This window comes from Methylopila henanensis, assembly GCF_042681025.1.
Classification (GTDB): Bacteria; Pseudomonadota; Alphaproteobacteria; order Rhizobiales; family Methylopilaceae; genus Methylopila; species Methylopila henanensis.
This window is the reverse complement of sequence record NZ_JBHUER010000008.1, coordinates 357,974-380,736: the sequence shown is the minus strand read 5'-3', so window position 1 is coordinate 380,736 and position 22,763 is coordinate 357,974. Positions and strand designations below refer to the sequence as shown.

Annotated in this window: 22 protein-coding genes; 11 read left to right on the top strand and 11 right to left on the bottom strand. The window is 71.1% G+C overall.

Features of this window, described 5'->3' with window-relative positions; all coding sequences use genetic code 11:
- Nucleotides 1-68: 68 nt before the first annotated feature.
- The 3 genes from ACFSCV_RS12375 to ACFSCV_RS12365 form a co-directional block, all read right to left on the bottom strand.
- Complete coding sequence (locus tag ACFSCV_RS12375) at nt 69-1,622, bottom strand: hypothetical protein (RefSeq protein WP_378799888.1); 1,554 nt, start codon at nt 1,620-1,622, stop codon at nt 69-71.
- Between the two features lie 11 nt (nt 1,623-1,633).
- Complete coding sequence (gene flgK / locus ACFSCV_RS12370; RefSeq protein ID WP_378799887.1) at nt 1,634-3,475, bottom strand: flagellar hook-associated protein FlgK; 1,842 nt, start codon at nt 3,473-3,475, stop codon at nt 1,634-1,636.
- Nucleotides 3,476-3,578: 103 nt separating this feature from the next.
- Nucleotides 3,579-4,940 carry a flagellar hook protein FlgE gene (locus ACFSCV_RS12365; RefSeq protein ID WP_378799886.1) on the bottom strand — a complete coding sequence of 454 codons (1,362 nt, stop codon included), beginning with the start codon at nt 4,938-4,940 and terminating at the stop codon, nt 3,579-3,581.
- Between the two features lie 265 nt (nt 4,941-5,205).
- Between ACFSCV_RS12365 and pip the strand changes: the two genes are divergently transcribed.
- Nucleotides 5,206-6,192, top strand: coding sequence for a prolyl aminopeptidase (gene pip / locus ACFSCV_RS12360; protein WP_378799885.1), 987 nt, complete (start codon nt 5,206-5,208; stop codon nt 6,190-6,192).
- Nucleotides 6,193-6,264: 72 nt separating this feature from the next.
- Nucleotides 6,265-7,443 carry a PQQ-dependent sugar dehydrogenase gene (locus ACFSCV_RS12355; RefSeq protein ID WP_378799884.1) on the top strand — a complete coding sequence of 393 codons (1,179 nt, stop codon included), beginning with the start codon at nt 6,265-6,267 and terminating at the stop codon, nt 7,441-7,443.
- A gap of 9 nt (nt 7,444-7,452) precedes the next feature.
- On the opposite strand, the gene ACFSCV_RS12350 is transcribed toward ACFSCV_RS12355, so the two are convergent.
- From ACFSCV_RS12350 to flgF, 6 genes are all read right to left on the bottom strand, one after another.
- Complete coding sequence (locus tag ACFSCV_RS12350; protein WP_378799883.1) at nt 7,453-7,731, bottom strand: type II toxin-antitoxin system RelE/ParE family toxin; 279 nt, start codon at nt 7,729-7,731, stop codon at nt 7,453-7,455.
- On the bottom strand, nt 7,728-7,985 hold the full coding sequence (locus tag ACFSCV_RS12345; RefSeq protein ID WP_378799882.1) for a CopG family ribbon-helix-helix protein: 258 nt from the start codon (nt 7,983-7,985) through the stop codon (nt 7,728-7,730). Before ACFSCV_RS12345 ends, ACFSCV_RS12350 begins: the two co-directional genes overlap by 4 nt.
- A 192-nt stretch (nt 7,986-8,177) precedes the next feature.
- Nucleotides 8,178-8,939 (bottom strand): flagellar basal body L-ring protein FlgH, encoded by a 762-nt coding sequence (gene flgH / locus ACFSCV_RS12340; protein WP_378799881.1) that lies wholly within the window; start codon nt 8,937-8,939, stop codon nt 8,178-8,180.
- Nucleotides 8,940-8,958: 19 nt separating this feature from the next.
- Complete coding sequence (flgA, locus tag ACFSCV_RS12335) at nt 8,959-9,924, bottom strand: flagellar basal body P-ring formation chaperone FlgA (protein WP_378799880.1); 966 nt, start codon at nt 9,922-9,924, stop codon at nt 8,959-8,961.
- A gap of 5 nt (nt 9,925-9,929) precedes the next feature.
- Nucleotides 9,930-10,718, bottom strand: a complete 789-nt coding sequence (flgG, locus tag ACFSCV_RS12330; RefSeq protein ID WP_378799879.1) for a flagellar basal-body rod protein FlgG — start codon at nt 10,716-10,718, stop codon at nt 9,930-9,932.
- A gap of 27 nt (nt 10,719-10,745) precedes the next feature.
- Nucleotides 10,746-11,489: a flagellar basal-body rod protein FlgF gene (gene flgF / locus ACFSCV_RS12325; protein ID WP_378799878.1), complete on the bottom strand. Its 744-nt coding sequence runs from the start codon at nt 11,487-11,489 to the stop codon at nt 10,746-10,748.
- 313 nt (nt 11,490-11,802) lie between these two features.
- On the opposite strand from flgF, the gene ACFSCV_RS12320 reads away from it, so the two are divergent.
- From ACFSCV_RS12320 to ACFSCV_RS12295, 6 genes are all read left to right on the top strand, one after another.
- The gene (locus ACFSCV_RS12320) at nt 11,803-12,336 is read left to right on the top strand and encodes a flagellar basal body-associated FliL family protein (RefSeq protein ID WP_378799877.1); all 534 of its coding nucleotides are present in this window, start codon (nt 11,803-11,805) and stop codon (nt 12,334-12,336) included.
- 27 nt (nt 12,337-12,363) lie between these two features.
- Nucleotides 12,364-13,524 carry a flagellar motor switch protein FliM gene (fliM, locus tag ACFSCV_RS12315; protein WP_378799876.1) on the top strand — a complete coding sequence of 387 codons (1,161 nt, stop codon included), beginning with the start codon at nt 12,364-12,366 and terminating at the stop codon, nt 13,522-13,524.
- Nucleotides 13,524-14,105: a DUF6468 domain-containing protein gene (locus ACFSCV_RS12310; protein WP_378799875.1), complete on the top strand. Its 582-nt coding sequence runs from the start codon at nt 13,524-13,526 to the stop codon at nt 14,103-14,105. The genes fliM and ACFSCV_RS12310 overlap by 1 nt, the downstream gene beginning before the upstream one ends.
- The gene (locus ACFSCV_RS12305) at nt 14,102-14,791 is read left to right on the top strand and encodes a MotE family protein (RefSeq protein WP_378799874.1); all 690 of its coding nucleotides are present in this window, start codon (nt 14,102-14,104) and stop codon (nt 14,789-14,791) included. The genes ACFSCV_RS12310 and ACFSCV_RS12305 overlap by 4 nt, the downstream gene beginning before the upstream one ends.
- Nucleotides 14,792-14,905: 114 nt before the next feature.
- Nucleotides 14,906-18,400 carry a hypothetical protein gene (locus tag ACFSCV_RS12300; protein WP_378799873.1) on the top strand — a complete coding sequence of 1,165 codons (3,495 nt, stop codon included), beginning with the start codon at nt 14,906-14,908 and terminating at the stop codon, nt 18,398-18,400.
- Between the two features lie 69 nt (nt 18,401-18,469).
- Entirely contained in the window at nt 18,470-18,865 is a 396-nt protein-coding gene (locus ACFSCV_RS12295; RefSeq protein WP_378799872.1) for a VOC family protein, read from the top strand.
- 46 nt (nt 18,866-18,911) lie between these two features.
- On the opposite strand, the gene ACFSCV_RS12290 is transcribed toward ACFSCV_RS12295, so the two are convergent.
- Nucleotides 18,912-19,499, bottom strand: coding sequence for a hypothetical protein (locus ACFSCV_RS12290; protein WP_378799871.1), 588 nt, complete (start codon nt 19,497-19,499; stop codon nt 18,912-18,914).
- 113 nt (nt 19,500-19,612) lie between these two features.
- Between ACFSCV_RS12290 and leuB the strand changes: the two genes are divergently transcribed.
- Nucleotides 19,613-20,728: a 3-isopropylmalate dehydrogenase gene (leuB, locus tag ACFSCV_RS12285; protein ID WP_378799870.1), complete on the top strand. Its 1,116-nt coding sequence runs from the start codon at nt 19,613-19,615 to the stop codon at nt 20,726-20,728.
- A gap of 76 nt (nt 20,729-20,804) precedes the next feature.
- Nucleotides 20,805-21,224 (top strand): DUF4174 domain-containing protein, encoded by a 420-nt coding sequence (locus ACFSCV_RS12280; protein WP_378799869.1) that lies wholly within the window; start codon nt 20,805-20,807, stop codon nt 21,222-21,224.
- 17 nt (nt 21,225-21,241) lie between these two features.
- Here the strand turns inward: ACFSCV_RS12280 and ACFSCV_RS12275 are convergent, their stop codons facing one another.
- Nucleotides 21,242-21,532: a hypothetical protein gene (locus tag ACFSCV_RS12275; protein ID WP_378799868.1), complete on the bottom strand. Its 291-nt coding sequence runs from the start codon at nt 21,530-21,532 to the stop codon at nt 21,242-21,244.
- 195 nt (nt 21,533-21,727) lie between these two features.
- On the opposite strand from ACFSCV_RS12275, the gene ACFSCV_RS12270 reads away from it, so the two are divergent.
- Entirely contained in the window at nt 21,728-22,759 is a 1,032-nt protein-coding gene (locus ACFSCV_RS12270; protein WP_378799867.1) for an aspartate-semialdehyde dehydrogenase, read from the top strand.
- The last annotated feature ends 4 nt before the right edge of the window (nt 22,760-22,763 follow it).

Below are 22,763 nucleotides of genomic sequence, written 5' to 3'. Positions count from 1 at the left end.
CGAGCCCTTCTCTCAAACCGATCCCGGCTCGACGGCTGGCGCCGTCGTCCGGGATGACGCTTCTTCGCTTACAGGAAGTTCACCAGGCTGAGCTGCCGCAGCGTCGAGGTGACCTGGTAGCTCGCCTGCAGCGAGGTCTGCAGCGACAGGATTTTTAGCGAAACCTCCTCCTGGTCGACCGCCTCGACGCCGGAGATGGCGTCCTCGGCGATCGCCTTGGCGGCCGTGTGGCGTTCGCTCGCGGCCTTGATCGCGCTGTTCGCGCCGGCGAGGCCGGTGGCGATGGTCTTTACGTCGGCGGTTGCCTCGGCCGAGCCGAGCGTGGTGGCCGTGCGGCTCGCGAGCGCCGAGTAGCGCGCCTGCGCGTTGGCGTCCGACGACGAGAACGTCATCGAGGAGAACACGGCGAGCGTCTGCACGAGCCTGCGGGTTCCGTCCTCGTTCGCCCGCGCGCCGTAGCCGACCGTGACGCCGTCGGCGACGGTGGCCGCCGCGGTGTTGCGCGGATCGTCGCCGGCGTCCTCGCCCTGATACCAGTCGACCGTGCGCGCCGCGGTCCCCGTCGTGGTCAGGCCGCTCGCGTTCTGCAGCGCGGCGATCCGCTCGGCGTCGCTGGCGTAGGCGCCGTCATAGCCGGCGACCCGCGCCGGCTCCGCGCCTGCGGGCGTGTTGAAGAACTCCTCGCCCGCCTGCATGGCCGAGGCCGCGACGAGAGCGGTGTCCGCGGTCTTCGCGAGCGCCGCGTCGAAGGCCGCGCGCATGTTGGCGGCGGTCTCCTCCGGCGTCGCGCCGACGCGGAAGTCGCCGCCCTGCAACGTCGCGGAAGGGTCGACGCGGGCGGTCAGCGTGATCTCGGTCGAGGTTCCGTCCGGCAGCGTCAGGCCGATGCGGATCTGTTCGCCGTCGTTCGGCGCGCCTGAGACGCCGAGCGTGATCGCGGCCGGGTCGCCCTCGGGGCCGGTCGCGGTCGCGCCGGTCATGGTCGAGGACAGCGACGCGATCTTGAGGCCGAACGGCCCGGAGGCCTCTTCCGAGACGCTGAAGGCGCCGCCGGCGAGCTCCGAGACGTCGATGCGGCCGCGGCCGTCGGAGCCGAGGTCGGCGAGCCTGCGTTCGTCGATCACGGTGCGCAGGCCCGCCTTTTCGCCGTCGTCGGCGAGGATCTTGTCCGCCGAAAGCACGGGCTTCACGTCGGTCGAGCGGCCGGAGAACAGGTAGCGGCCGTCGATTTCGGTGTTGAGGTAGGAGATCGCCTCCTGCAGGTCGGTCCGTGCCTGCGCCTGCTGGATCGACACCCCGCCCGAGGTGAGCTGGAAATCGTTCGGATCGACGGTCTTGTACTCGGAGCCGAGATTGGAGATCGCGGTCAGCGCGGTCGACATCATGTTGATGCGGGTCGAGACGGTCTTGCCGACGGAGTCGTAGCTCTCGATCGCCTCCAGCCGGGCGCGCATGGCGAGCGAGGTGGTGCGGCCGGCGCCGAGGCCGGCGTAGGTCGACGACTTCTTCTGGGTCGCGAGCTGGGTCAGCAAATCGTCGAGCTGCGAGCGCGTCTCCGACAGCGTGCGCGCGAGGCTCGGGCGGCCGACGCCGGTGGCGGAATAGGGGCCGATCGTGCTCATGGGCGCCGTCCTCAGATCCGGAGAAGCTGGTCGAGCATGTCGCGCACCACCGTCATCACCCGCGCGTTGGCGCTGTAGGCGGTCTGGAACTGGATCAGCCGGCCCATCTCCTCGTCGACGTCGACGCCGGAGGCGGAGGAGAACCGGTCCTCCAGCGCCGAAACCACCAGAGCCTGGCCGTCGGCGACCCGTGCCGCGGACGCGCTCGCGCTCGCCTGGTTCGAGATGATCCCTTGCGCGAATTCGGACAGCGAGCCGGTAAAGGGCGACGACGCGCCGCCGAGCCCGGTGTCGGGGTCGAAGGCGCGGTCGGAGGTCAGCGCGTTCCGCAGGAAGTCGAGCCGCGACTGGTCGCCCGCCGCCGTGTCGGCCTCGTAGGCGACGAGCGCGGACGGATCGTCGAGCAGGGCCGGGTTGACCGCGATGCGCGCCGCGAACCCGGTCCGCTGCGAGCCGTCGTCGAGGCTGCCGGAATAGGGCGCGCCGCCGGAGCCGTCGACGAAGAACGGCAGCGCCAGCCCGTCGCCCGACAATGCGTCGGCGGTGATGCGCGAGGAGCCGCCGGCGACGGTCACGCCCGCCGCGCCGGAGGTGAAGGCGAGGCCGGAGGCGCTCGCCGCGACGTCGATCGAAACGCCCTTCGCGGCGAGCGCGGCGGTGAGGTCGCCGGCGGCCGTCGGCGACGAGAAGTCGACGCCGATCACCGTGTCGGCGCGGTCCGCGGTCAGGCTGTCGTCGAGCGGCAGCCGCGTGGCGTCGGTGACGTTGACGATGGTGAGCGAACGGGTCGTCCCGCCGCTCGTGTAGGTCACGGTCAGGCGGTCGCCCGGCAGCGCGCCGCCGGTCGGAAGGTCGACGCCGCCGGCGACCGCGGTTCCGGCCGTCGTGGTGGAGCCGAGCGCCTGCGCGAGGTTCGCGGCGAGCTCGTCGAGCTGGGTCTGCGCCTGCGGCAGCGTCACGTCGCGCAGGTCGGCGTAGGCCTTCATCTGCCCCGAGCGCAGCGCGCCGTCCGCGAGCAGGTCGGTGGACTGGCCGGAGATGCGGGTGAGCGTCACCGTGCCAAGCGTGCTCTGGCCGGCGATCTGCGAATAGCGCGACTCGGGCGAGATCGCGCCGCCGCCGCCGCTGTAGGCGAGGCTAGACGCGGTGCCGTCGTAGAGCGCGAGACCGCTCTGGGTCTTGATCCGGACGTCGCCGCCGCCGAGGTCGTCGACGCGGATGTCCATCAGCGCCGCGAGGTCGTTGATGGCCATGTCGCGCTGGTCCATCAGGCCGGCCGTGGACTGGCCGCGGGCGTTGCCTTCGAGGATCGCGTGGGTGAGCTGCTCGATCGAGCGCAGCGCCTCGTTCGCGGACTCGACGCCGTCGCGCAGGCCCTGGTCGGCGGCCTCGCGCTGCGCCTGCACGTCGCTGGAGGCGCCGTTGAGCTGCCGGGCGAGGATCTCTGCGTTCTGCAGCACGCTCTGGCGCGCGCTTTCGTCCTGCGGCGACACCGCGAGCGCGTCGAGCGAGGACGAGAAGCGCGACACCAGCGTGTCGAGCGAGGTCGCGCCTCCTGGCGTGCCGAAGAGGGCCTGGACCTGGTCGAGCGCGTCCGCGCGGGTGGAGGCGTAGGCCGCGCCGGCGCTTTCGGCGCGGAGCTGGCGCTGGAGATAGAGATCGATCTCCCGCCGGATCTCGGCGGTGCGGACCCCGGTCGTGACGCCGCCGGCGACGGACGCTTCGGCGTTCAGCGTCTTGCGGACATAGCCCGGGGTGTTGGCGTTCGCGACGTTGCCCGCGACGACGTCGAGGCCGGCCTGGCTGGCCCGGAGTCCGGTGAGCGCTGCCCCGAGGGCGGTGGTGAGGCTCATGGCGCCGTCGTTCCGTCTGCGCCGCGCGTCGCGCGCGGCCCTTTACCTGTTGAGGAACGGCGCCGCGGACCCTTGAAATCCGCGGCGCCAGAGGTTTCCGCGCTCAGCGGAGCATGGACAGCGCTTCCTGCATCATGCTGTCGGAGGTGCTCACCACACGGGTGTTGGCCGAATAGGCCTGCTGCGTGACGATCAGCTTGGTGAACTCGTCGGCGATGTCGACGTTCGATTCCTCGATCGCCATGCCGACGATCGCCGAGCCCGAGCCGAGGACCGCGGAGCCGGACGCGGCCGTCGCGGCGTAGGCGCCGCCGTCGAGATGCTTCAACTGGTTCTCGGCGACGAAGGTCGCGAGCGGGATGGAGTAGAGCGCGCGGGTCTTGCCGTTGCTGTAGGTGGCGGTGATCGTGCCGCCGTCGCTCACCTCGACGCCGACATAGTCGCCGGCGGCGGAGCCGTTCTGCGACACCTGCTTGGTCGAGACCAGGCCGGTGGCGTCGGCGTACTGCGTCAGCGCCGAACCGTGGTTGATCGAGACCGAGCCGAGGTCGACGCCGTTGATGACGAGGCTCGGGACCGTGGTCGAACCGCCCGCCGGCGTCGTCAGGGCGCCGCCCTCGAACACATAGGCCTGCGCGCCGGCGGCCGTGGGATCGGCGTCGACCTGGGTCCAGGCGACCTCCGATCCGGTGGCGGCGGAGTTGGACTGGTAGAACAGCGCCCAGGTGTCGCCCGCGCCGGTGGCGTCGTCGGCGTTGCTGACCTTGCCCCAGCGGAACTGGACGTCCTGCGCCGTGCCGGTGGCGTCGTAGACCGTGAGCGAATCGCCGCTCACGCTGCTCGCGATGAAGGCTGCGGACTGGTCCGCGGTGATCTCGGAGCCGAGGGTCGGGTCGAGCAGCCAGGAGCTCTCGTCCCCGGCGACGTAGTTCGCGGTCTTCGGCGTCGCGGGCAGGTTGCCGCGATAGGTGATCGTGCTGGTCGCGACCGCCGGATACGGATCCTTCGAGATCTGGACCATCTCGGGGCTCGAGCCCACGGGGCTGCCGGTCGCCGGATCGAGGCGGTTCGCCATCAGGTAGTAGCCGGCGCCGTTGTAGAGGTAGCCGTTGCGGTCGACGTCGAAGTCGCCGCGGCGGGTGTAGTTCGTGCCGGCGCCGAAGATGGGCGAACCGTCGCTCGAGCCGGTCGCCTTCTGCACCAGCAGATAGCCCGGGCCGTTGATGCCGAGCGAGGTCGCGGAGGTCGATCCCGTCAGGTTGCCGTGCAGATCGTTGGTCGAGCGCGAGAACGACATCACCGAGCCGGAGGTCTGCCGGCGCGCGCTGACGTCGCCGCCGAGCACCAGATCGGCGAACGAGGTCTCGGTCCGCTTGTAGCCGACGGTCGAGGCGTTCGCGATGTTGCCCGAAATGTTCTCGAGCGCGTAGGACTGCGCCCGCAAACCGCTGACAGCGGTGTTCAATGCCCCGAAAATTCCCATCGCCCTCTCCAGAACCGAACGCGCGCCCGCGCGTCGCCGCCGATCGGCGCGCCCCGGCGTCCCAGGCCGTGCAAGCGGAGGGCCATTGGTCGATGCTCGCAAAATCAAACACTTAAGGGCTTCTGGCGGGGCTGGCGGGCCGGCGGAGGCTGCCGGGCGGCAGGATTTGCCGGGCCGCGGCAGCGTTGACGCGCGCACGCCGGCCGCACACGGTGCCCGCCGATTCAGGCGCGGGCGGGAGACGGCGATGGGCGATGCGGCGAGCGGCGCGGAACAACTGCGGGGGCTCTATCCGCCGATCGAGCCTTACGCCAGCGGCGCGCTCGACGTCGGCGGCGGCCACCGCGTCTACTGGGAGCGCTGCGGGACGGCGGGCGGCGTTCCCGCCGTGTTCCTGCACGGCGGACCCGGCGGCGGCAGCGCCCCGTCGCACCGCCGCCTGTTCGATCCCGCGCGCTACGACGTCACGCTGTTCGACCAGCGCGGCTGCGGCCGCTCGACGCCCCATGCCGGGCTCGACGCCAACACCACATGGGATCTCGTCGCCGACATCGAACGGCTGCGGGAGCTTGCGGGCGTGGAGCGATGGCTCGTCTTCGGCGGCTCCTGGGGTTCGACGCTGGCGCTCGCCTACGCCGAGACCCATCCCGAGCGCGTCTCGGCGCTGGTGTTGCGCGGGATCTTCACGCTGCGGCGGTTCGAACTCGAATGGTACTACCAGTCCGGCGCCTCGCTGCTGTTTCCGGACAAGTGGGAGAAGTTCGTCGCGCCGATCCCGCAGGCCGAGCGCGGCGACATGATCGCCGCATATCGCCGCCGGCTGACCGGCGACGACGAGGCCGAAAAACTCGCCTGCGCCAAGGCGTGGAGCGTGTGGGAGGGCGAGACCATCACGCTGCGGCCGGACCCCGCGATCGCGGTCCAGCACGGCGGCGAGGCCTATGCGCTCGCCTTCGCGCGGATCGAGAACCACTACTTCAGCCATGGCGGCTGGCTGGAGGAGGGGCAGCTCATCCGCGACGCGTCGCGGCTCCGCGGCGTGCCTGGCGTCATCGTGCAGGGTCGCTACGACGTCGCGACGCCAGCCGTCACGGCCTGGGACCTGCACAAGGCCTGGCCGGAGGCGGAGCTCCACATGGTCGACGACGCCGGCCACGCCTTCTCGGAGCCGGGCATCCTTGACCGGCTGGTGCGCGCGACCGACGCCTTCGCGGACAGGCTCGGCCGGCTTTGACGGCGTCGTGAATTGAACCTCTGGCCTTCGCGCCTACCTCCCGTCCGAAGCCCCTCTCCTCCGGAGGCACCCATGCGCCGCTCGTCTTTCGCCCGCACCGCCCTCATCGCCGCGGCCCTGTCGCTGTCCGCGGCCCCCGCGGCGCTCGCGCAGGCCAGCAAGCCGGAGACGGTCAAGTCCGAGAAGGCGAGCTTCACGGTCGAGACGGTGGCCGAGGGGCTGGAGCGTCCCTGGGGCCTCGCCTTCCTGCCGGGCGGGCGCATGCTCGTGACGGAGAAGGCGGGGCGGCTGAGGCTGGTGTCGCCGGACGGCAAGGTCGCGCCGGCGGTGACGGGGCTGCCGAAGGTCGACGCTCGCGGACAGGGCGGCCTGCTCGACGTCGCCGTGGCCCCGAACTTCGCCGAGACCCGGCACGTCTACTTCACCTTCGCTGAAGCCGGCGAAGGCGGCGTGAACGGCACGGCGCTCGGGCGCGGCAAGCTCGCGGAGAACGCCGCGCGGCTCGAGGACGTCGCGGTGATCTGGCGGCAGGCGCCGAAATACGCCTCTAACCTGCATTTCGGCTCGCGCATCGTGTTCGCGCCGGACGGGACCCTGTTTCTGGGGCTCGGCGAGCGCTCGAACGCCGAGTTCCGCGTGAAGTCGCAGGCGCTCGACGAAACGCTCGGCAAGGTCGTGCGCCTGACGCTCGACGGCAAGCCGGCGCCCGGAAACCCGTTCGAGGGCCGCTCCGACGCGAAGCCCGAAATCTGGTCCTACGGCCACCGCAACATCCAGGGCGCGGCGATCAACCCGGCCGACGGGACGCTGTGGGTGACGGAGCACGGCCCCCGCGGCGGCGACGAGCTGAACAGGGTCGAGGCCGGCAAGAACTATGGCTGGCCGGTCATCACCTACGGCAAGGAGTACTCCGGCGCGACGATCGGCGACGGCCTGACCGAGAAGGAGGGCATGGAGCAGCCGGTGCGTTACTGGGTGCCGTCGATCGGCACGGCCGGACTTGCCTTCTACGGCGGCGACGCCTTCCCCGGCTGGAAGGGCGACGCCTTCGTCGGCGGGCTCGCCATCCCCACGCTGGCGCGGCTCGAGATGGCGGACGGGAAGGTGATCCATGAGGAGCGCCTGCTGGAGGACATGGGCGAGCGCATCCGCACCGTGAAGCAGGGGCCGGACGGTCTGCTCTACCTCCTCACCGACAGCGCCAACGGCCGGGTGATCCGCCTGAAGCCGGCGCCGAACGGACGGTCGTGACGCTCCGCGTCAGCCGAGCGGCCGGCGCGCGGCGTGGCGGACGGCGAGGATGGTGATCGCGTCGGCGCTTTCCGAATAGACGATGATGTAGGGCAGCCGCCCCACCACCAGTTCGCGCGTTCCCGGCGTCCGGCCGGGTCGCCCGATGCGAAACTGGCTGAGAAGAGCGGCCGTCCTGTCGAGACGATCGAGCACTCGCTCGGCGGCCGCCGGGTTATCCGATGCGATCCAGGCGAAGATCGCGTCGAGTTCGCGGATGGCCTGCTCGGCGTAGCGAACCTGCTTCAAGCGCGCTTCAGCGCCGCCTGCGCGATCGTGCGACGGAACCGGCGCATGGCCTCCTCATGTGGAACGACCCGGCCGGCCTCCGCGTCCGCCAGACCGGCGGTCACGGCCGCGACGTGGTCGGCGTCGTCCTGAAACAGCAATGCAAGCGCGGTTTCGACCAGTTCATCGACGCTGTCGCCGGTGCGCGACGACAGGGCTTCGAGCGCCGCCGCCGTTTCCGGCTGCAGCCGGACCGTAAGAACGCGTCGCGTCATGCGAACCTCGCCAAAACCCGCTTTCGATCCTTGTGATCCTACCACCATCCGCCCTGAACGCGAGCGGCCGCCGGGGGGAGCCGGCGGCCGCGTGGAGGCCCTGCCGGCGGGTGGAGGCCGGCGCGGGCGGCGCGGGACGAGCGGCGGCGGGCCCTGCCGCCGCGCGCCCCGCGATCTCGGGGATCAGAGGGCTCAGAACGGCAGCAGGACGTCCATCACCTGCTGGCCGTAGCGCGGCTGCTGCACGTCGGTGAGCTGGCCGCGTCCGCCATAGGCGATGCGGGCCTGCGCGATCTTTTCGCTTGCGATGGTGTTGTCGCTGTCGATGTCCTCGGTGCGGACCACGCCAGCGACGATCAGCTCGCGGATCTCGAAATTGACCCGGATCTCCTGCTTGCCCTCGATCACCAGCGCGCCGTTCGGCAGCACCTGGGTCACGACGGCGGCGACGTTGGTCGTCAGCGTCTCCTTGCGGTCGACGGTGCCCTCGCCCTCGCTCGTGGTGGTCGAGCCGGCCTTGACGAGGTTCTGGGGGTCGACGCCGCCGGGCAGCACCTTCTTCAGATAGCCCTCATAGCCCAGCACGTTGTCGACATTGGCGGACTCGGCGGCGGTGCGCGTCCGCTTGGTCTTGTTCTCGAACTCGGCCTTGTCGGTGATGTCGACGCGCACCGTCAGCAGGTCGCCGACCTGCCGCGCGCGCGGGTCCTTGAAGAAGCCGCGGGCGCCCGAACGCCACAGCGAGTTCGGCTGGTAGGACACCGGCATGGCTTCCGGCATCGGCATCTGCACGGCCTTGTAGCCGGGCTGGGTCGTCGGGTTCTCGATCGCCGAGAGGGCCGGAGGTTTGCCGACGCTCGCGAGCCGGTCGGCGGCGCCGCAGCCGGCGAGCAGCCCGGCGGACAGCGAGACGGCGGCGATGCGGAGCGCGTGGGCGCTGAGGGAGGCGGTCATGGCGGTACGCTCCTCGAAACTAGCGGCGGGCGACGGCGGTGGGGGCGGCGGTGACCGTCACCTCGGAGGGACCGGTGACGACGCCGCTGACCGTGCGCCTGGACTGGAGGTTCTGGACGGAGACCAGGTCTCCCTGCGCGCCGGACTGCAGCGCCTTGGCCTTCAGCGACAGCGACATGCCGCCGGAGGCGTAGACCAGCGTGACGAAGGCGCCGCGGTCGACGTGCTGCGGCCGCATCAGGTCGCTGTCGCGGAGCGGCTGGCCTTCGCGCAGGGAGCGGCGCGCGGCGAGGCCGCGGGCCTCGGCGGGCGTCATAGCGTCGGGATTCTGCGCGCGCGGCCGGCGCTCGACCACGAGATCGGCGTCGCCGATGACGTCGCCGCGGGCGAGCGCGCGCCCCGCGAGCGTGACCTCGACCGTCTCGACCGCCGAGCCGGTCAGCCGGCGCGGCGCGGCGCGCGTCCCTGCCGTGACGACGGCCTCGAAGCGGCCGCTGCGGCGGTCGACCACGAAGCGCTCGATCGCGAGCCGCTCCGGAGCGGACGGGTCGAGGTGGAGCGGGCCGGGCGCGTCGAGCGTGACGCGCAGGTCCTCCGCGCGGGCGCCGAGCTCGTCGGCCGCGCGGGCGGCGACGGCGCCCGTGAGTTCGGCCTCGCCGATCTCGCGGCTCAGCCGCGTGACAGCGATCTCGGTGATCGAGCCCGCGATCACGTCGGCGACGCCGGCGCGGCGCGCGGCCTCGATCACCACGGCGGCGGGCACGGTGCCGGTCTTGCCGAGATCGGGCGCGCGGAACAGCGCCGCGCCGGAGCGGATGTCGGCGTCCTCGATCAGGTCGCCGAGCGTCACCACGTCGGAGACGACCAGCGCCTCGGCCCTGAGCGTCGGCTGCGCCCGGGCGGAGGTTGCGAACGTGGCGGCGGCCGAGAGCGCGGCGGCGATCAGCAGCGGAGGCGCGAGGCGGAAGGCGAGGGGCCGGGTCATGGCGCTCACCGCAGCATCGAGGCGGTGGACTGCAGCATCTGGTCGGCGGAGGAGATCACCTTCGAGTTCATCTCGTAGGCGCGCTGGGCCGCGATCAGGTCGGAGATCTCCGTCACCGCGTTGACGTTGGACTGTTCGAGATAGGCCTGCATCACCGAGCCGAAGCCTTCGGCTCCCGGGTTGTCCTCGAGCGGCGTTCCGCTCGCCGGCGTTTCCAGGAACAGGTTGTCGCCGATCGCCTCCAGGCCCGACTTGTTGATGAAGCGGGCGAGCTGGAGCTGGCCGAGCTGCTGAGGCGCGGTCTGGCCCTGGATGGTGGCCTCGACCTGGCCCGTGGCGTTGATCGTGACCGAGAGCGCGTTCTCCGGCACCGTGATGCCCGGCGCGACCACATAGCCGTCGGCGGTGACGATCTGGCCGGTGGGGTCGAGCTCGAACGAGCCGTCGCGGGTGTAGGCGGTGCGGCCGTCCGGCAGATCGACCTGGAAGAAGCCCTCGCCGCGGATCGCGACGTCGTAGGTCTTCTCCGTCGCGGCGATGGTGCCCTGGCTCATGACGCGCGGCGTCGCGACCAGCTTGACGCCGGAGCCGATGTCGACGCCGGTCGGCACGATCGTGCCGGCGTCGGACGAGGTCGAGCCGACCCGCCGCATCGACTGGTAGAGCAGGTCCTGGAACTCCGCCCGCTGGCGCTTGAAGCCCGCGGTGCGAAGGTTGGCGATGTTGTTCGAGATCAGCTCGACGTTCGCTTCCTGGGCGGCCATGCCGGTGGAGGCGGTGTAGAGGGCGCGCATCGTGCGGTTCCTTCAGGTCTCAGACCGTCACGCGGGGACGTCGGCGAGGCGCTCGATCGCGGAGCGCCGGATCTCGTCCTGCTTCTCGAGCAGCGACGCGATGCTGGTGTAGGAGCGGCTGACCTCGATCAGCCGGCTCATCTCGGCGATCGGCTTGACGTTCGACTTCTCGATCGAGCCCTGCACCACGCGGGTGGCGACGGTCGCGTCGGTCGGCTGCGCGTCGGACGCGAACAGGCTCGTGCCGTCCTTGCGCAGCGACTGCAGGTTCTCGAACTGGACCACCCGCAGCCGTCCGCGCACGCCCTCGCTGGTGGCGATCGTGCCGTCCTTGCCGATGGTCAGGCCGCTTTCCGTCGGCGCGAACTGGATCGGGCCGGCGGTCGAGAGCACGCGGCGGCCTTCGCTCGTCACCAGCTCGCCGGCGGCGTTGATCTGGAACGCGCCGTTGCGGGTGTAGCGCTCGCCGCCCGGCGTCTCCACGACGAAGAAGCCTTCGCCGTCGATCGCGACGTCGGTGTCGCCGCCGGTGGTCTGCACCACCCCGGCCGCGAAATCGTGCCATGTCGCGCGGTCCTCGACGAAGGACAGCCGCCGGTCCGGCCGCGGGAACGTGTCCGCGCGGGCCTTCGGGCTGACGAACTCGTTGAACACCATCTCCTCGGCCTTGAAGCCGGCGGTGTTCATGTTCGCGACATTGTTGGCGATGACGTCGAGCTCCCGCCGCAGGGCGACCTGCCGCGACAGTCCGACGAGAGACGCGTTCTCCACCCAACGCTCCCGTGGCCGATCCGATGATGTCTTCTGGCCGCCGCTCCCCATCCTCCCCGACGGGCGCCGCGTCCGGTAACCATAGTGCAGCCGGCGTGCCAGTCGGCGGTTCGTTGGGAAATGAGGCATTTTCCGGCGTTTGAGGCTGCGGCGCGGCCGGCGCCGATCGCGCGCCCGGCGCAAAATGCCCGGCAGGAATTGCCGGCCGAGGGCCCAAAGCAATCCTTCGTTAACCTTTGCGACCTATCCGTTAACCATCACCTCCGGCGACGGGCCGGGGACGGGGGCGCGGCGCGGGACGCCGCGGCGGGGCATGGCGGAAGAGACCGGAGCGGACGGCGCGGCGGCGAAGCCGAAGTCCAGGAAGAAGCTCGTCATCATCGGGGCCGCCGCGGCGGCCGTCCTGATCGGCAGCGGGGCCGGCGCCTATCTCGTCCTCGGCAAGAAGAAGGGCGAGGCCCACGCCGAGGCGGGCGGCCATGGCGGCGGCGCCGTCAGCGCGCATGGCGTGACCGCGCCTTCGCTCGCGATCAACGCGCCGGCGAGTTTCGTGGAATTGCCCGAAATGACGGTCAACCTCGCGGGCTCCGACGCCGACCGGCAGCAATATGTGCGCATGACGGTCGCGCTCGAGGTGGCGAGCCCGGACCTCGTCAACGCGATCAAGCCGCTGATGCCGCGCGTGATCGACAGCTTCCAGACCCACCTGCGCGAGATGCGTCCCGCCGACCTGCGCGGCTCCTCGGGCGTCTACCGCCTGAAGGAGGAGCTGCTCCGCCGGGTCAACGTGGCGATCGCGCCGGCCAAGGCCGACGCGGTGCTGTTCAAGGACATCGTGGTCCAGTGACGGGCGCGGCCGGCGGAGCGTAGGGCCATGGCGGGCGGTGACGACGATTTCGACGCGAACCTCGCCGCGGAGTGGGGCGCGGCGATGGCCGAGCAGGTCGGCGAGGACGAGGAGGCGGCCGCCGAATGGGCCGCCAAGCTCGCGCCGATGCAGCCGGACGTCGTCGAGCGCAAGGCCGCCGACCGCATCCTGAGCCAGGACGAGGTCGACGGCCTGCTGGGCTTCAACCCCGACGAGCTCGGCCTGTCCGAGCAGTCCGGCATCCGCGCGATCATCAATTCGGCGCTCGTGTCCTACGAGCGCCTGCCGATGCTCGAGATCGTGTTCGACCGGCTGGTCCGGCTGCTCACGACATCCTTGCGCAACTTCACTTCCGACAATGTCGAGGTCTCGCTCGACGGCATCAAGTCGGTGCGGTTCGGCGACTACCTCAACTCGATCCCGCTGCCGGCGATCCTGTCGGTGTTCAAGGCGCCGCAGTGGGACGGCCTCGGCCTGATGACGGTCGACAGCGCGCTGATCTACTCGATCATCGACGTGCTGCTCGGCGGCCGCCGCGGCGTCGCCACCATGAAGGTCGAGGGCCGGCCCTACACCACGATCGAGACCAGCCTCGTGCAGCGCATGATCGAGGTGGTGCTCGCTGACGCCGAGCAGGCGTTCCGTCCGATCAGCGTGGTCGATTTCACGCTCGACCGGCTGGAGACCAACCCGAAGTTCGCCGCCATCACCCGGCCCGCGAACGCCGCGATCCTGGTCAAGCTCCGGATCGACATGGAGGACCGCGGCGGCGTGATCGAGATGCTGCTGCCCTACGCCACGATCGAGCCGATCCGCGACGTGCTGCTGCAGCAGTTCATGGGCGAGAAGTTCGGCCGCGACGCCACCTGGGAAGGCCATCTCGCGACCGAGATCTGGTCGGCCAAGGCCGAGGTCCACGCCGTGCTCTACGAGAAGAAGCTGCCGCTGCGCACCATCCTCGATCTCGACGTCGGCGACACGCTGATGCTCGAGGTGAAGCCCGACGACCTCGTCCAGCTTCGTTGCGGCGACCAGGTTCTGACCGAGGGCCGCATGGGCCGGGCCGGGGAGCACGTGGCGGTGCAGATCGCGCATCCGCTCCGGCGGTCGCGCACCACGCTCGCGGCCTTCGAAGCCGCGGGCGACATGCGCAAGGAGGCGTCGTGATGCAGAACGTCGTGGGGCTTGCGATCGAATCGCTCGTCGCGATCCTGCTGGTGGCGACCATCGCCTATTGCGCGGTGCTGAACCGCCGGCTGTCGCGGCTACGCGCCGACGAGGGCGTGATGCGCGAGACCATCACCGAGCTCGTCGCCGCGACCCATGGCGCGGAGCGGGCGATCGTCGCGCTCCGCTCCACGCTCGGCGTCTGCGAGGAGACGCTGGCCGAGCGGCTCGCCCGCGCCGAGCAGGTCTCCGGCGCGATCTCCCAGCAGCTCGCCCACGGCGAGCAGGTGATCGAGCAGATCGCCAAGATCGCCAAGGCGGCGCGCGAGCACGCCTCGCAGGAGGTGATCCGCGCCGAGGCCGCCCGCCGCGACCACGAACGCGAAGCCGCCCGGCTCGCCGCCCGCGCCGAGGCGGAAGCGGTCGCCGAGCTGCGGCGCGAGGTCGAGCGCGAGCCGGCGCCGCAGCGGCGCCGCGCGATCCCGGCGCCGTCGCCGCTCGGACGCTCGGCCGCCACCGCCGCCGCCGCCGAGATGTTCGCCTCGCGGGTGAGGGCGCTCAGCTCCGGGGCGCCGGCATGACCTCGCGTCTGCGGCTCCACCTCATGCCCGTGGTGATCATCGCGGCGGCCGCGCTGCTGTCGCTGAAGGCCATGGGCCTGATGACCCACAGCTCCTACCTGTTCGCGGGCCCGGCGGCCGCTTCGCCCGCCGCCGCGCCCGAGCCCGCCGCCCATGGCGGGGAGGCTCCGGCCGCGGACCCTGCGCCGATGGCCGCGAAAGCCCCCGCCGCCCCGCCTCCGCCGGACGTCTCGCCGTCCGAGCGCGCGCTGCTCGAGGCCCTGCAGAAGCGCCGCGCGGCGCTCGAGGAGCGCTCCGACGACCTCGACCTGCGCGAGAACCTGCTGAAGGCCGCCGAGAAGCGCATGGACGAGCGCCTGATCGAGCTGCGCCGGCTGGAAGAGCAGGTCGCCGCCTCCGATGCGCGCCGGGCCGAGGAGGAGAAGACCAAGCTCAAGAACCTTATCACCATGTACGAGGGGATGAAGGTGAAGGAGGCCGCGCGCATCTTCGACGATCTGGAGCCGGGCGTCCGCTTCGAGGTGGCGCGGCGCATGAACCCGCGCAAGCTGTCGGAGATTCTCGGCAAGATGTCGCCCGAGGCGGCGCAGAAGCTGACCGTCGCGCTCGCCCGCGGCGACGGCGACAAGACGGAGACGCCGGCTCCCGTCGCCGTCAGCGAACTGCCGAAGATCGAGGGCCGCTGAGCCGCAGGCGCCGATTCCCGCTCCGGCGGTAACCTTCCACCAACGGCTTGGCCGGTAAGACGTAAGCGAGAGGCGGCCCGTCGGCCGCGCTCGGCTGCGGGGACCGATAAGCCGGTGGCGCTCGGACGGATGACGGCGTGGGTGCTTGCTCTGCTGCTGGCGGTCGCCGGCGGGCCGGGAGACGCGCGCGCCGCGACCGGGACCGCGACGGCCGCCCGCGCGCCCGAGGGCTATGTCCGCCTGACCTTCGCCTTCGACCAGCTGCCGAAGAGCGACGTCCGGCTCTCGAACGGCGTGCTGGTGGTGAACTTCGGCGCGCCCGTCCAGCTTGAGACCGCGGGTCTGAGCAAGGGCTTGGGCGACCTCGTCGGCGTCGTCCGGCGCGATCCGGACGGCTCCGCGCTCAGGATGGCGCTCAACCGCGCCATGAAGCTCAACGTGATCGAGGCCGGCGAGACGCTTTACGTCGACCTGCTGCCGCCGAACTGGGCCGGCATGCCGCCCGGGCCGCCGAAGGAGGCGCTGGCCGCGCTCGGCCAGGAGGCGCGCGCGGCCCGCGCGGCCCGGATCGAGGCCGAGCGGCGCCGGCTCATGAAGCTGACGCCGCTCACCGTGCAGGGCGCGACCAACCCGACCTTCCGCCGGCTGGTGTTCAAGCTCGACGATTCCGTGCCGGCTGACCTGCGCCGCATCGGCGACATGGCGCTGCTCACCATCGGCGCGCCGCTGCCGTTCGATCTCGCGGCCGCCAAGGCCCGCCTGCCGGCCGCGCTCACCGCCATCGGCGTCGAGCGGTCGGAAGGCGCGATCACCGTCACTGTCCCCGCGCCCAAGGCGGTGGCCGTGCGCGGCTTCCGCGAAGACGGCTCCTACATCCTCGACATCGACCGCGCGGAGGACGACCGCGACCCTTCGGCCGCGGCCGTCTCCGCCGCCCCGGTCGCTGCGCCCCATGACGAACCGGCGCCGGCCGCGCCGGCGTCCGCGGCCCATGCGGAGACGCCGGCTCCTGCGCCCGAACGGCCGGCGCCCGTCACGGCTCAGGCGGCGCCGAAGCCCGCCGCCAAGCCGCTCCTCGCGGCCGCGCCGGCCCGCGCCGAACCTGAGGCCAATCTCCACCGGATCGCGGAGCCGGCTCCGGTTCCGGCGGCGGCGCCTGTCGCGATGGCGGCGTCGACGCCCTCGCCCGCGCCGTCCGAAAGCCCGCCCGCGCCGGTCAAAAGCACGCCCGCGAGCGCGGCCCTCAGCTTTTCCGGCGAATCGATCCGGATCGCCTTCCCCTTCGGCAAGGCGACGGCGGCCGCGGTCGCGCTGCGCGGCCGCACGCTGTGGGCGGTGTTCGACGACGCCGGGCCGATCGCGGTCGACGGTCTGGTCGCCGCCTCGCGCGGGGCGATCGAGGCGGTCGAGCCGTTCGCCGTCGAGCGCGGCCAGGCGCTGCGCATGCGGCTGAGGGAGCCGCGGTTCGTCACCGCGGCGCAGGACGGCGGCTCCTGGGTCGTCTCGCTCGGCGACGACATGGTCGGCGCGGCGGAGCCCGTCCGCTTCGCGCCGGATTTCAGCCGCGCCGGACGCGCGGCGCTCGTCGCCAAGGTCGACGGCGTCGGAACGGTGCGGCGGCTCGCGGACCCGGAGGTCGGCGACGAACTGATCGTGGCGACGCTTCAGGCGCCGGCGCGCGGCGCCCTGCGCCCGCAAGCCTTCGTCGAGCTGACGCTGCTTCCGACCGCCCATGGCGTGGTCGTCGCGCCGCTGGCCGACGACGTGCGCCTCGTCGCCGCCCTCGACGACCTCCGCATCGAACGCGACGCCGGGCTCGCCCTGTCGCGGGTGGAGCCGACGGTCTCGGCCGTGGCCTCCGACGCGACGCCGCTGGTCCTGGGCGAGGCCGCGGCGGAGGAGACGGCGGGCCCCTATCTCAAGCGCGAGCGCGCCCTGCTCGAGGCCGCTTCGCTCTCGCCGCCCGAGGCGCGGACCGACGCGCGCGTGGCGCTGGCGCGGTTCTATCTTCTGCGCGGCATGGTCGCCGACGCCAAGGCAGTGCTCGACGCCGCCGTCAGCGACGATCCGCTGTCGGAGCGCGAAGCCGACGTCGCCCTGCTGCGCGGGGCGGCCGCCGCCGCGCTCGACCGGCCGAAGCTCGCTCGCGCGATCCTGTCCGCCCCCGCGCTCGCGCTGAATCCCGAGGCCGCGCTGTGGCGTGCGCAGGTCGAATGGAGCGACGGCCGCCCCGAGCCCGCCCGCGCCGCGTTCCGGCAGGGGCGTTCCGCGCTCGGCGGCCTGCCGCCGATGGTGCGCGCCCGCTTCGTGGAGCTCGAGGTCGAGCTCGCGCTCGACGCCGGCGACGCGGCGACCGCCGCCGCAGCGCTCGACCAGCTCGACGTGCTGCCGGCGCCGCGGGGCCTCGCCGCCCGCGAGGTGCTGCGCGGCCGTGTGCTGGCGACGCTCGACCAGCCCGATCGCGCCTTCGCGGCCTTCGCCGTGGTGGCGCGCGGCCACGATCCGATCGCCGCGGCCGAGGCCGAGCTGCGCCAGGTGGAACTCGGCCTCCAGACCGGCAAGACGCCCGCGACGGACGGCGTCGCGGCGCTGGAGCGGCTCGTCACCGGCTGGCGCGGAGACTGGATCGAGGCCGAAGCGCTGGCGAAGCTTGCGGGGCTCTACGCCGACGCCGAGCGCTGGCGCGACGCCTTCACCACGCTGAAGACCGCGGTGCAGGCCTTCCCCGACGCCGACGAGACCCGCGCGCTGCAGGACCGCATGCAGGCGCGCTTCACCGACCTGTTCCTCGGCGGCGCCGTCGACCGCATGCCGAAGCTCGACGCGCTGGCGCTGTTCTACGATTTCCAGGAGCTCAGCCCGACCGGCCGGCGCGGCGACGAGCTGGTGCGCCGCCTCGCCGATAAGCTGGTGGAGGTCGACCTGCTGGATCAGGCCGCGGACCTGCTCGAATATCAGGTCGACCACCGCCTGACCGGCGCCGCACGCGCCCAGGTGGCGTCGCGCGCCGCGCTGGTGCAGCTGATGAACGGCCGCCCCGCCGACGCCGTGCGCCTGCTGCAGAAGACCCGGCAGGCCGACCTGCCGGCCTCGCTGGTGCGTTCGCGGCTTCTGCTGGAGGCGCGCGCTCTGGCCCAGACCGGCCGTCCCGAGCTCGCCCTGGAGATGGCCGAGGGACTCGAGGGGCGCGACGGCGCGCGGCTGAAGGCCGACATCCTGTGGTCGGCGCATCGCTGGCGCGAGGCCGGCGAGGCGCTGGAGGCTTCGCTCGGCGCGGCGTGGCGCGCGGCTGAGCCGCTCGACGCGGCCTCCCGCGCCGACGTGATGCGCGTCGCGATCGCGCTGTCGCTCGCCGACGACGCGCTTGGGCTCGACCGCATCCGCCAGAAGTTCGCGCCCAAGATGGCCGACAGCCGCGACGCGCAGGCGTTCGAGATCGTCACCGCGCCGATCGAGGCGCGCGGAGAGGCGTTCCGCGAGATCGCGCGCTCGATCGCGGCGACCTCGCTGCTGGAAGGCTTCCTCAAGGAATACCGCAGCCGCGACGGCGAGCCTGCGAAGCCGGGCGCGGACCATGCGGCCGACGCCTCGGCCTCCCGTCCCGGCTGACGGCTCGCGCCCGGCGCGAACCGCGCTATAGAAGCGGCGAGCTCACTCCAGCCCACGGCGGGACCACCCATGGCCAAGATGATCCACTCGATGATCCGCGTGCTCGACGAGGCGCGCTCGCTCGCGTTCTACGAGACCGCCTTCGGCCTCAAGGTCGCGGACCGCTATCCGTTCGACGGCTTCACGCTGATCTACCTGTCGAACCCGGAGACCGGCTTCGAACTGGAGCTGACGGTCAACGCCGGCCGCAGCGAGCCCTATGACCTCGGAAACGGCTACGGCCATCTCGCCGTCTCGGTCGACGATCTCGACGCGGAGCACGCCCGCTTCGAGGCCGCCGGCCTCAACCCCGGCGCGCTGAAGCAGATGGACCGGGACGGAAAGCCCTTCGCGCGGTTCTTCTTCGTCAGCGATCCCGACGGCTACAAGATCGAGGTGCTGAAGCGCGGCGGGCGGTTCGTCTGACGACGAGCGGGGCCGGCGGCCGCGCCGGGCTCTCCCGGAGCGATTCTCAGAGGCTGTCGAACAGCCTCAGAATCCAGACGATCTGGTAGCCGATCGCCGCGATGACGAGACCCGCGTGGAAGCGCGGGTTCGAGACCATGGCGGCGACGAGGAAGGCGGTCGCGTAGCCGATGTTGCGCAGCGGATACTCGATCCCGAAGGAGGCGAAATACGCCCCGCCCTTGAGGGCGGTGTCCGCGATGTCCACCAGGAAGATCAGCGCCAGAAGACTGAAGAACCATCCCCGTCTGGAGACGAAATATTCCCGATAGCCCTTATATTCGTCCATCTTGTCGGGATAGAGCAGCGTGCTGGCAAGAAATATCAGGCACGCGTAGAATATTACAAAAATATAGAGTTCGAACGACCAGTGGTGTAGGTCTGTAAGACGAAACTCGAACCACCAGAAATGAATGATCAGCAGGAACATGAAAAACGTCCATCCAAGATGGATCGGATAGATCGTTTTTCCGGAAGGGTGCTGAACGAAGCGCGCGAGGCCGGTCAGCAGCCTCGATATCGAAAGCCCCACCACCATGCCGATGATGATACGCACGTGAAAATAGGCGTCGTGACCGGAGACGACCGGCTCCATTGATGCCTCTGGAATGATCGCGGGGGGACAAGCTTGCCAAGCGCAGTCCGTCCAGTCAAAAGGCGCAGCGGCGCGCGTCAGCGTGTTCGTGACGACATCGACGAGGACACCCCATGGCGACCCACAAGCTCCTGCTGCTCCCCGGCGACGGCATCGGCCCGGAGGTGATGGCCGAGGTCCGCCGCGTGCTCGCCGTGATCGAGCGGAAGGGGCTGCTCGCGTTCGAGATCGACGAGGATCTGGTCGGCGGCAGCGCCTACGACGTCTATGGCAAGGCGATCAGCGACGAGGCCGTCGCCAAGGCCCATGCGGCCGACGCGGTGCTGCTCGGCGCCGTCGGCGGCCCGAAGTGGGACGGCGTCGCTTACGAGCATCGCCCGGAAGCCGGCCTGCTGCGCCTGCGCAAGGACCTGGAGCTGTTCGCGAACCTCCGCCCGGCGATCTGCTATCCCGCGCTCGCGGACGCCTCCGCGCTCAAGCGCGAGCTGGTGGACGGGCTCGACCTGATGATCGTGCGCGAGCTCACCGGCGGCGTCTATTTCGGCGAGCCGAAGGAGATCACGGATCTGCCGAACGGCCAGAAGCGCGCCGTCGACACCCAGGTCTACGAGACCTACGAGATCGAGCGTATCGCCAAGGTGGCGTTCGAGCTCGCCCGCGTGCGCGGAAACCGCGTGACGTCCGCCGAGAAGCGCAACGTCATGAAGTCGGGCCTGCTGTGGAACCAGGTCGTCACCGCGACCCACGCGCAGGGCTACGAGGACGTGAAACTCGACCACATGCTGGCCGACGCGCTCGGCATGCAGCTCGTCCGCGCCCCGAAGCAGTTCGACGTTATCGTCACCGACAACCTGTTCGGCGACATCCTGTCCGACGTCGCCTCCATGCTGACCGGCTCGCTCGGCATGCTGCCGTCCGCCTCGCTCGGCGCCGAGGACCCCGTCACCGGCAAGCGCAAGGCGCTCTACGAGCCCGTGCATGGCTCCGCGCCGGACATCGCCGGCAAGGGCGTCGCCAACCCGCTCGCCATGATCGCGAGCCTCGCCATGGCGCTGAAGTATTCGCTGGGCAAGCCGGACCTCGCCGACACGCTCGACCGCGCCATCGCCGCGGTTCTGGCGGACGGCTACCGGACCGGCGACATCTATGTCGAGGGCGCGAAGCGCGTCGGCACGACCGAGATGGGCGAGGCCGTCGCCGCGGCGTTCGAGAAGCTCCTCGCGGCGTGAACGGAGCTCCCGGCGCCGGGCCCTTGACCCGTCCGGCGCCGGGGCCATCTCGCCTGTCATGAGACGTTCGATCCTCATGGCTGGCCTTCTGGCCGCCTTCGCCGCGGCGACGAGCCTGCCGGCTGTGGCCGAAGGGCTCGAGGCGTTCCGCGGCAAGGCGCGGCCGGTGGTCGTATTCGCGCCGGCGCCGGACGCCCCGCAGGCGCTCGACCAGCTCAAGAGGCTGCGGTCCGACCGCGAGGGCCTCGAAAGCCGCGACATGCCGGTCTTTGTGGTGGGGCCCAAACGCGTCACCACGCTCGCCGGCGGCAGCGCGCCGGCGACGCTCGACGCGTCAGGCCTGCGCGCGGCGTACGGCGTCGCCGAGGACGCGTTCGCGGTGGTGCTCGTCGGCAAGGACGGCGGCGAGAAGCTGCGCTCCGGCGAGCCGCTGGAGGCCGCGAAGCTGTTCGAGCTCGTCGACGAGATGCCGATGCGCCAGCGCGAGACGCGCTGACGCATCGGACGTCCGGATCAATAGCCCGGCAAGGTGAAGGTCGAGGGCAGCGGATAGCGCTCAAAGCCGCCCGCGCCGCGGGTCGGCGTCGTCGACTGGTACAGCGCCGAGGTCTGGTAATCCGCGACGCTCGTCTTCGGGCGCGCGATGGTGCGGGTGTTGAGGTAGCTTGGCGCCTTCCGGATCGTGATCGAGACGCCGCCGTCCGAGGACGCGCGTTCTCGGGTCTGGGCCGACGCCGCCAGCGGGGCGAGCGCCACGCCCGCCGCGAGGATGAATGCGGCCGTTCCATGCGCACTACCAAGCATAGCAGCCTCCGTGAGGGGAAAACGCCGCGTCCCGGGACTGAGCCGCGCCGATCATCGAAGCAACGTCGTTTCGCGGGCTCTCGTTCCGTGAATTTCTTGCAATCTCGGCCCAACGGGGCCATTCACATCGCGCGGCGTCGCGCCGCGAACGACAGCAAGACGGCCGCGGTCGAAACCGGGCCGATGGAGTTGGAGATGGGTTATCGGATCGCCGTCGTCGGCGCCACGGGCAACGTGGGCCGCGAGATGCTGAACATCCTCGAAGAGCGGGAGTTCCCGGTCGACGAGATCGTCGCGCTGGCCTCGCGCCGGAGCCTCGGGACCGAAGTGTCGTTCGGCGATCGAACTCTGAAGTGCAAGGATCTCGCGACCTTCGACTTCTCCGGGATCGACATCTGCCTGATGTCGGCCGGCGGAGACGTGTCGCGCGAGTGGTCGCCGAAGATCGCCAAGCAGGGCGCCATCGTGATCGACAACTCGTCCGTCTGGCGCATGGACCCGGACGTGCCGCTGGTGGTGCCGGAAGTGAACGCCGACGCCGTCGCCGGCTACACGAAGAAGGGCATCATCGCGAACCCGAACTGCTCGACCGCCCAGCTCGTCGTCGCGCTGAAGCCGCTGCACGACGCGGCGACGATCACGCGCGTCGTGGTCTCGACCTACCAGTCCGTCTCCGGCGCCGGCAAGGACGCCATGGACGAGCTGTGGAACCAGACCAAGGGCATCTACGTGAACCAGTCGCCTGAGCACGAGGGCGGCAAGTTCCCGAAGCAGATCGCGTTCAACGTCATTCCTCACATCGACGTCTTCATGGAGGACGGCTACACGAAGGAGGAATGGAAGATGGTCGCGGAGACCAAGAAGATCCTCGATCCGAAGATCAAGCTGACCGCGACCGCCGTGCGCGTGCCGGTGTTCGTCGGCCATTCCGAGGCGGTGAACATCGAGTTCGAGAAGCCGCTGTCGGCCGAGGAGGCGCGCGAGATCCTGCGCGAGGCGCCGGGCGTGCTGGTCGTCGACAAGCGGGAGCCCGGCGGTTACGTCACGCCGGTCGAGTGTGTGGGCGACTTCGCCACGTTCATCAGCCGCATCCGCGAGGATCCGACGGTCGACAACGGGCTGGCGCTGTGGTGCGTTTCGGACAACCTGCGCAAGGGCGCGGCGCTGAACGCGGTGCAGATCGCCGAGTGCCTCGCCAATCGCGGGCTGCTGAAGCAGGCGGCGTGACCTG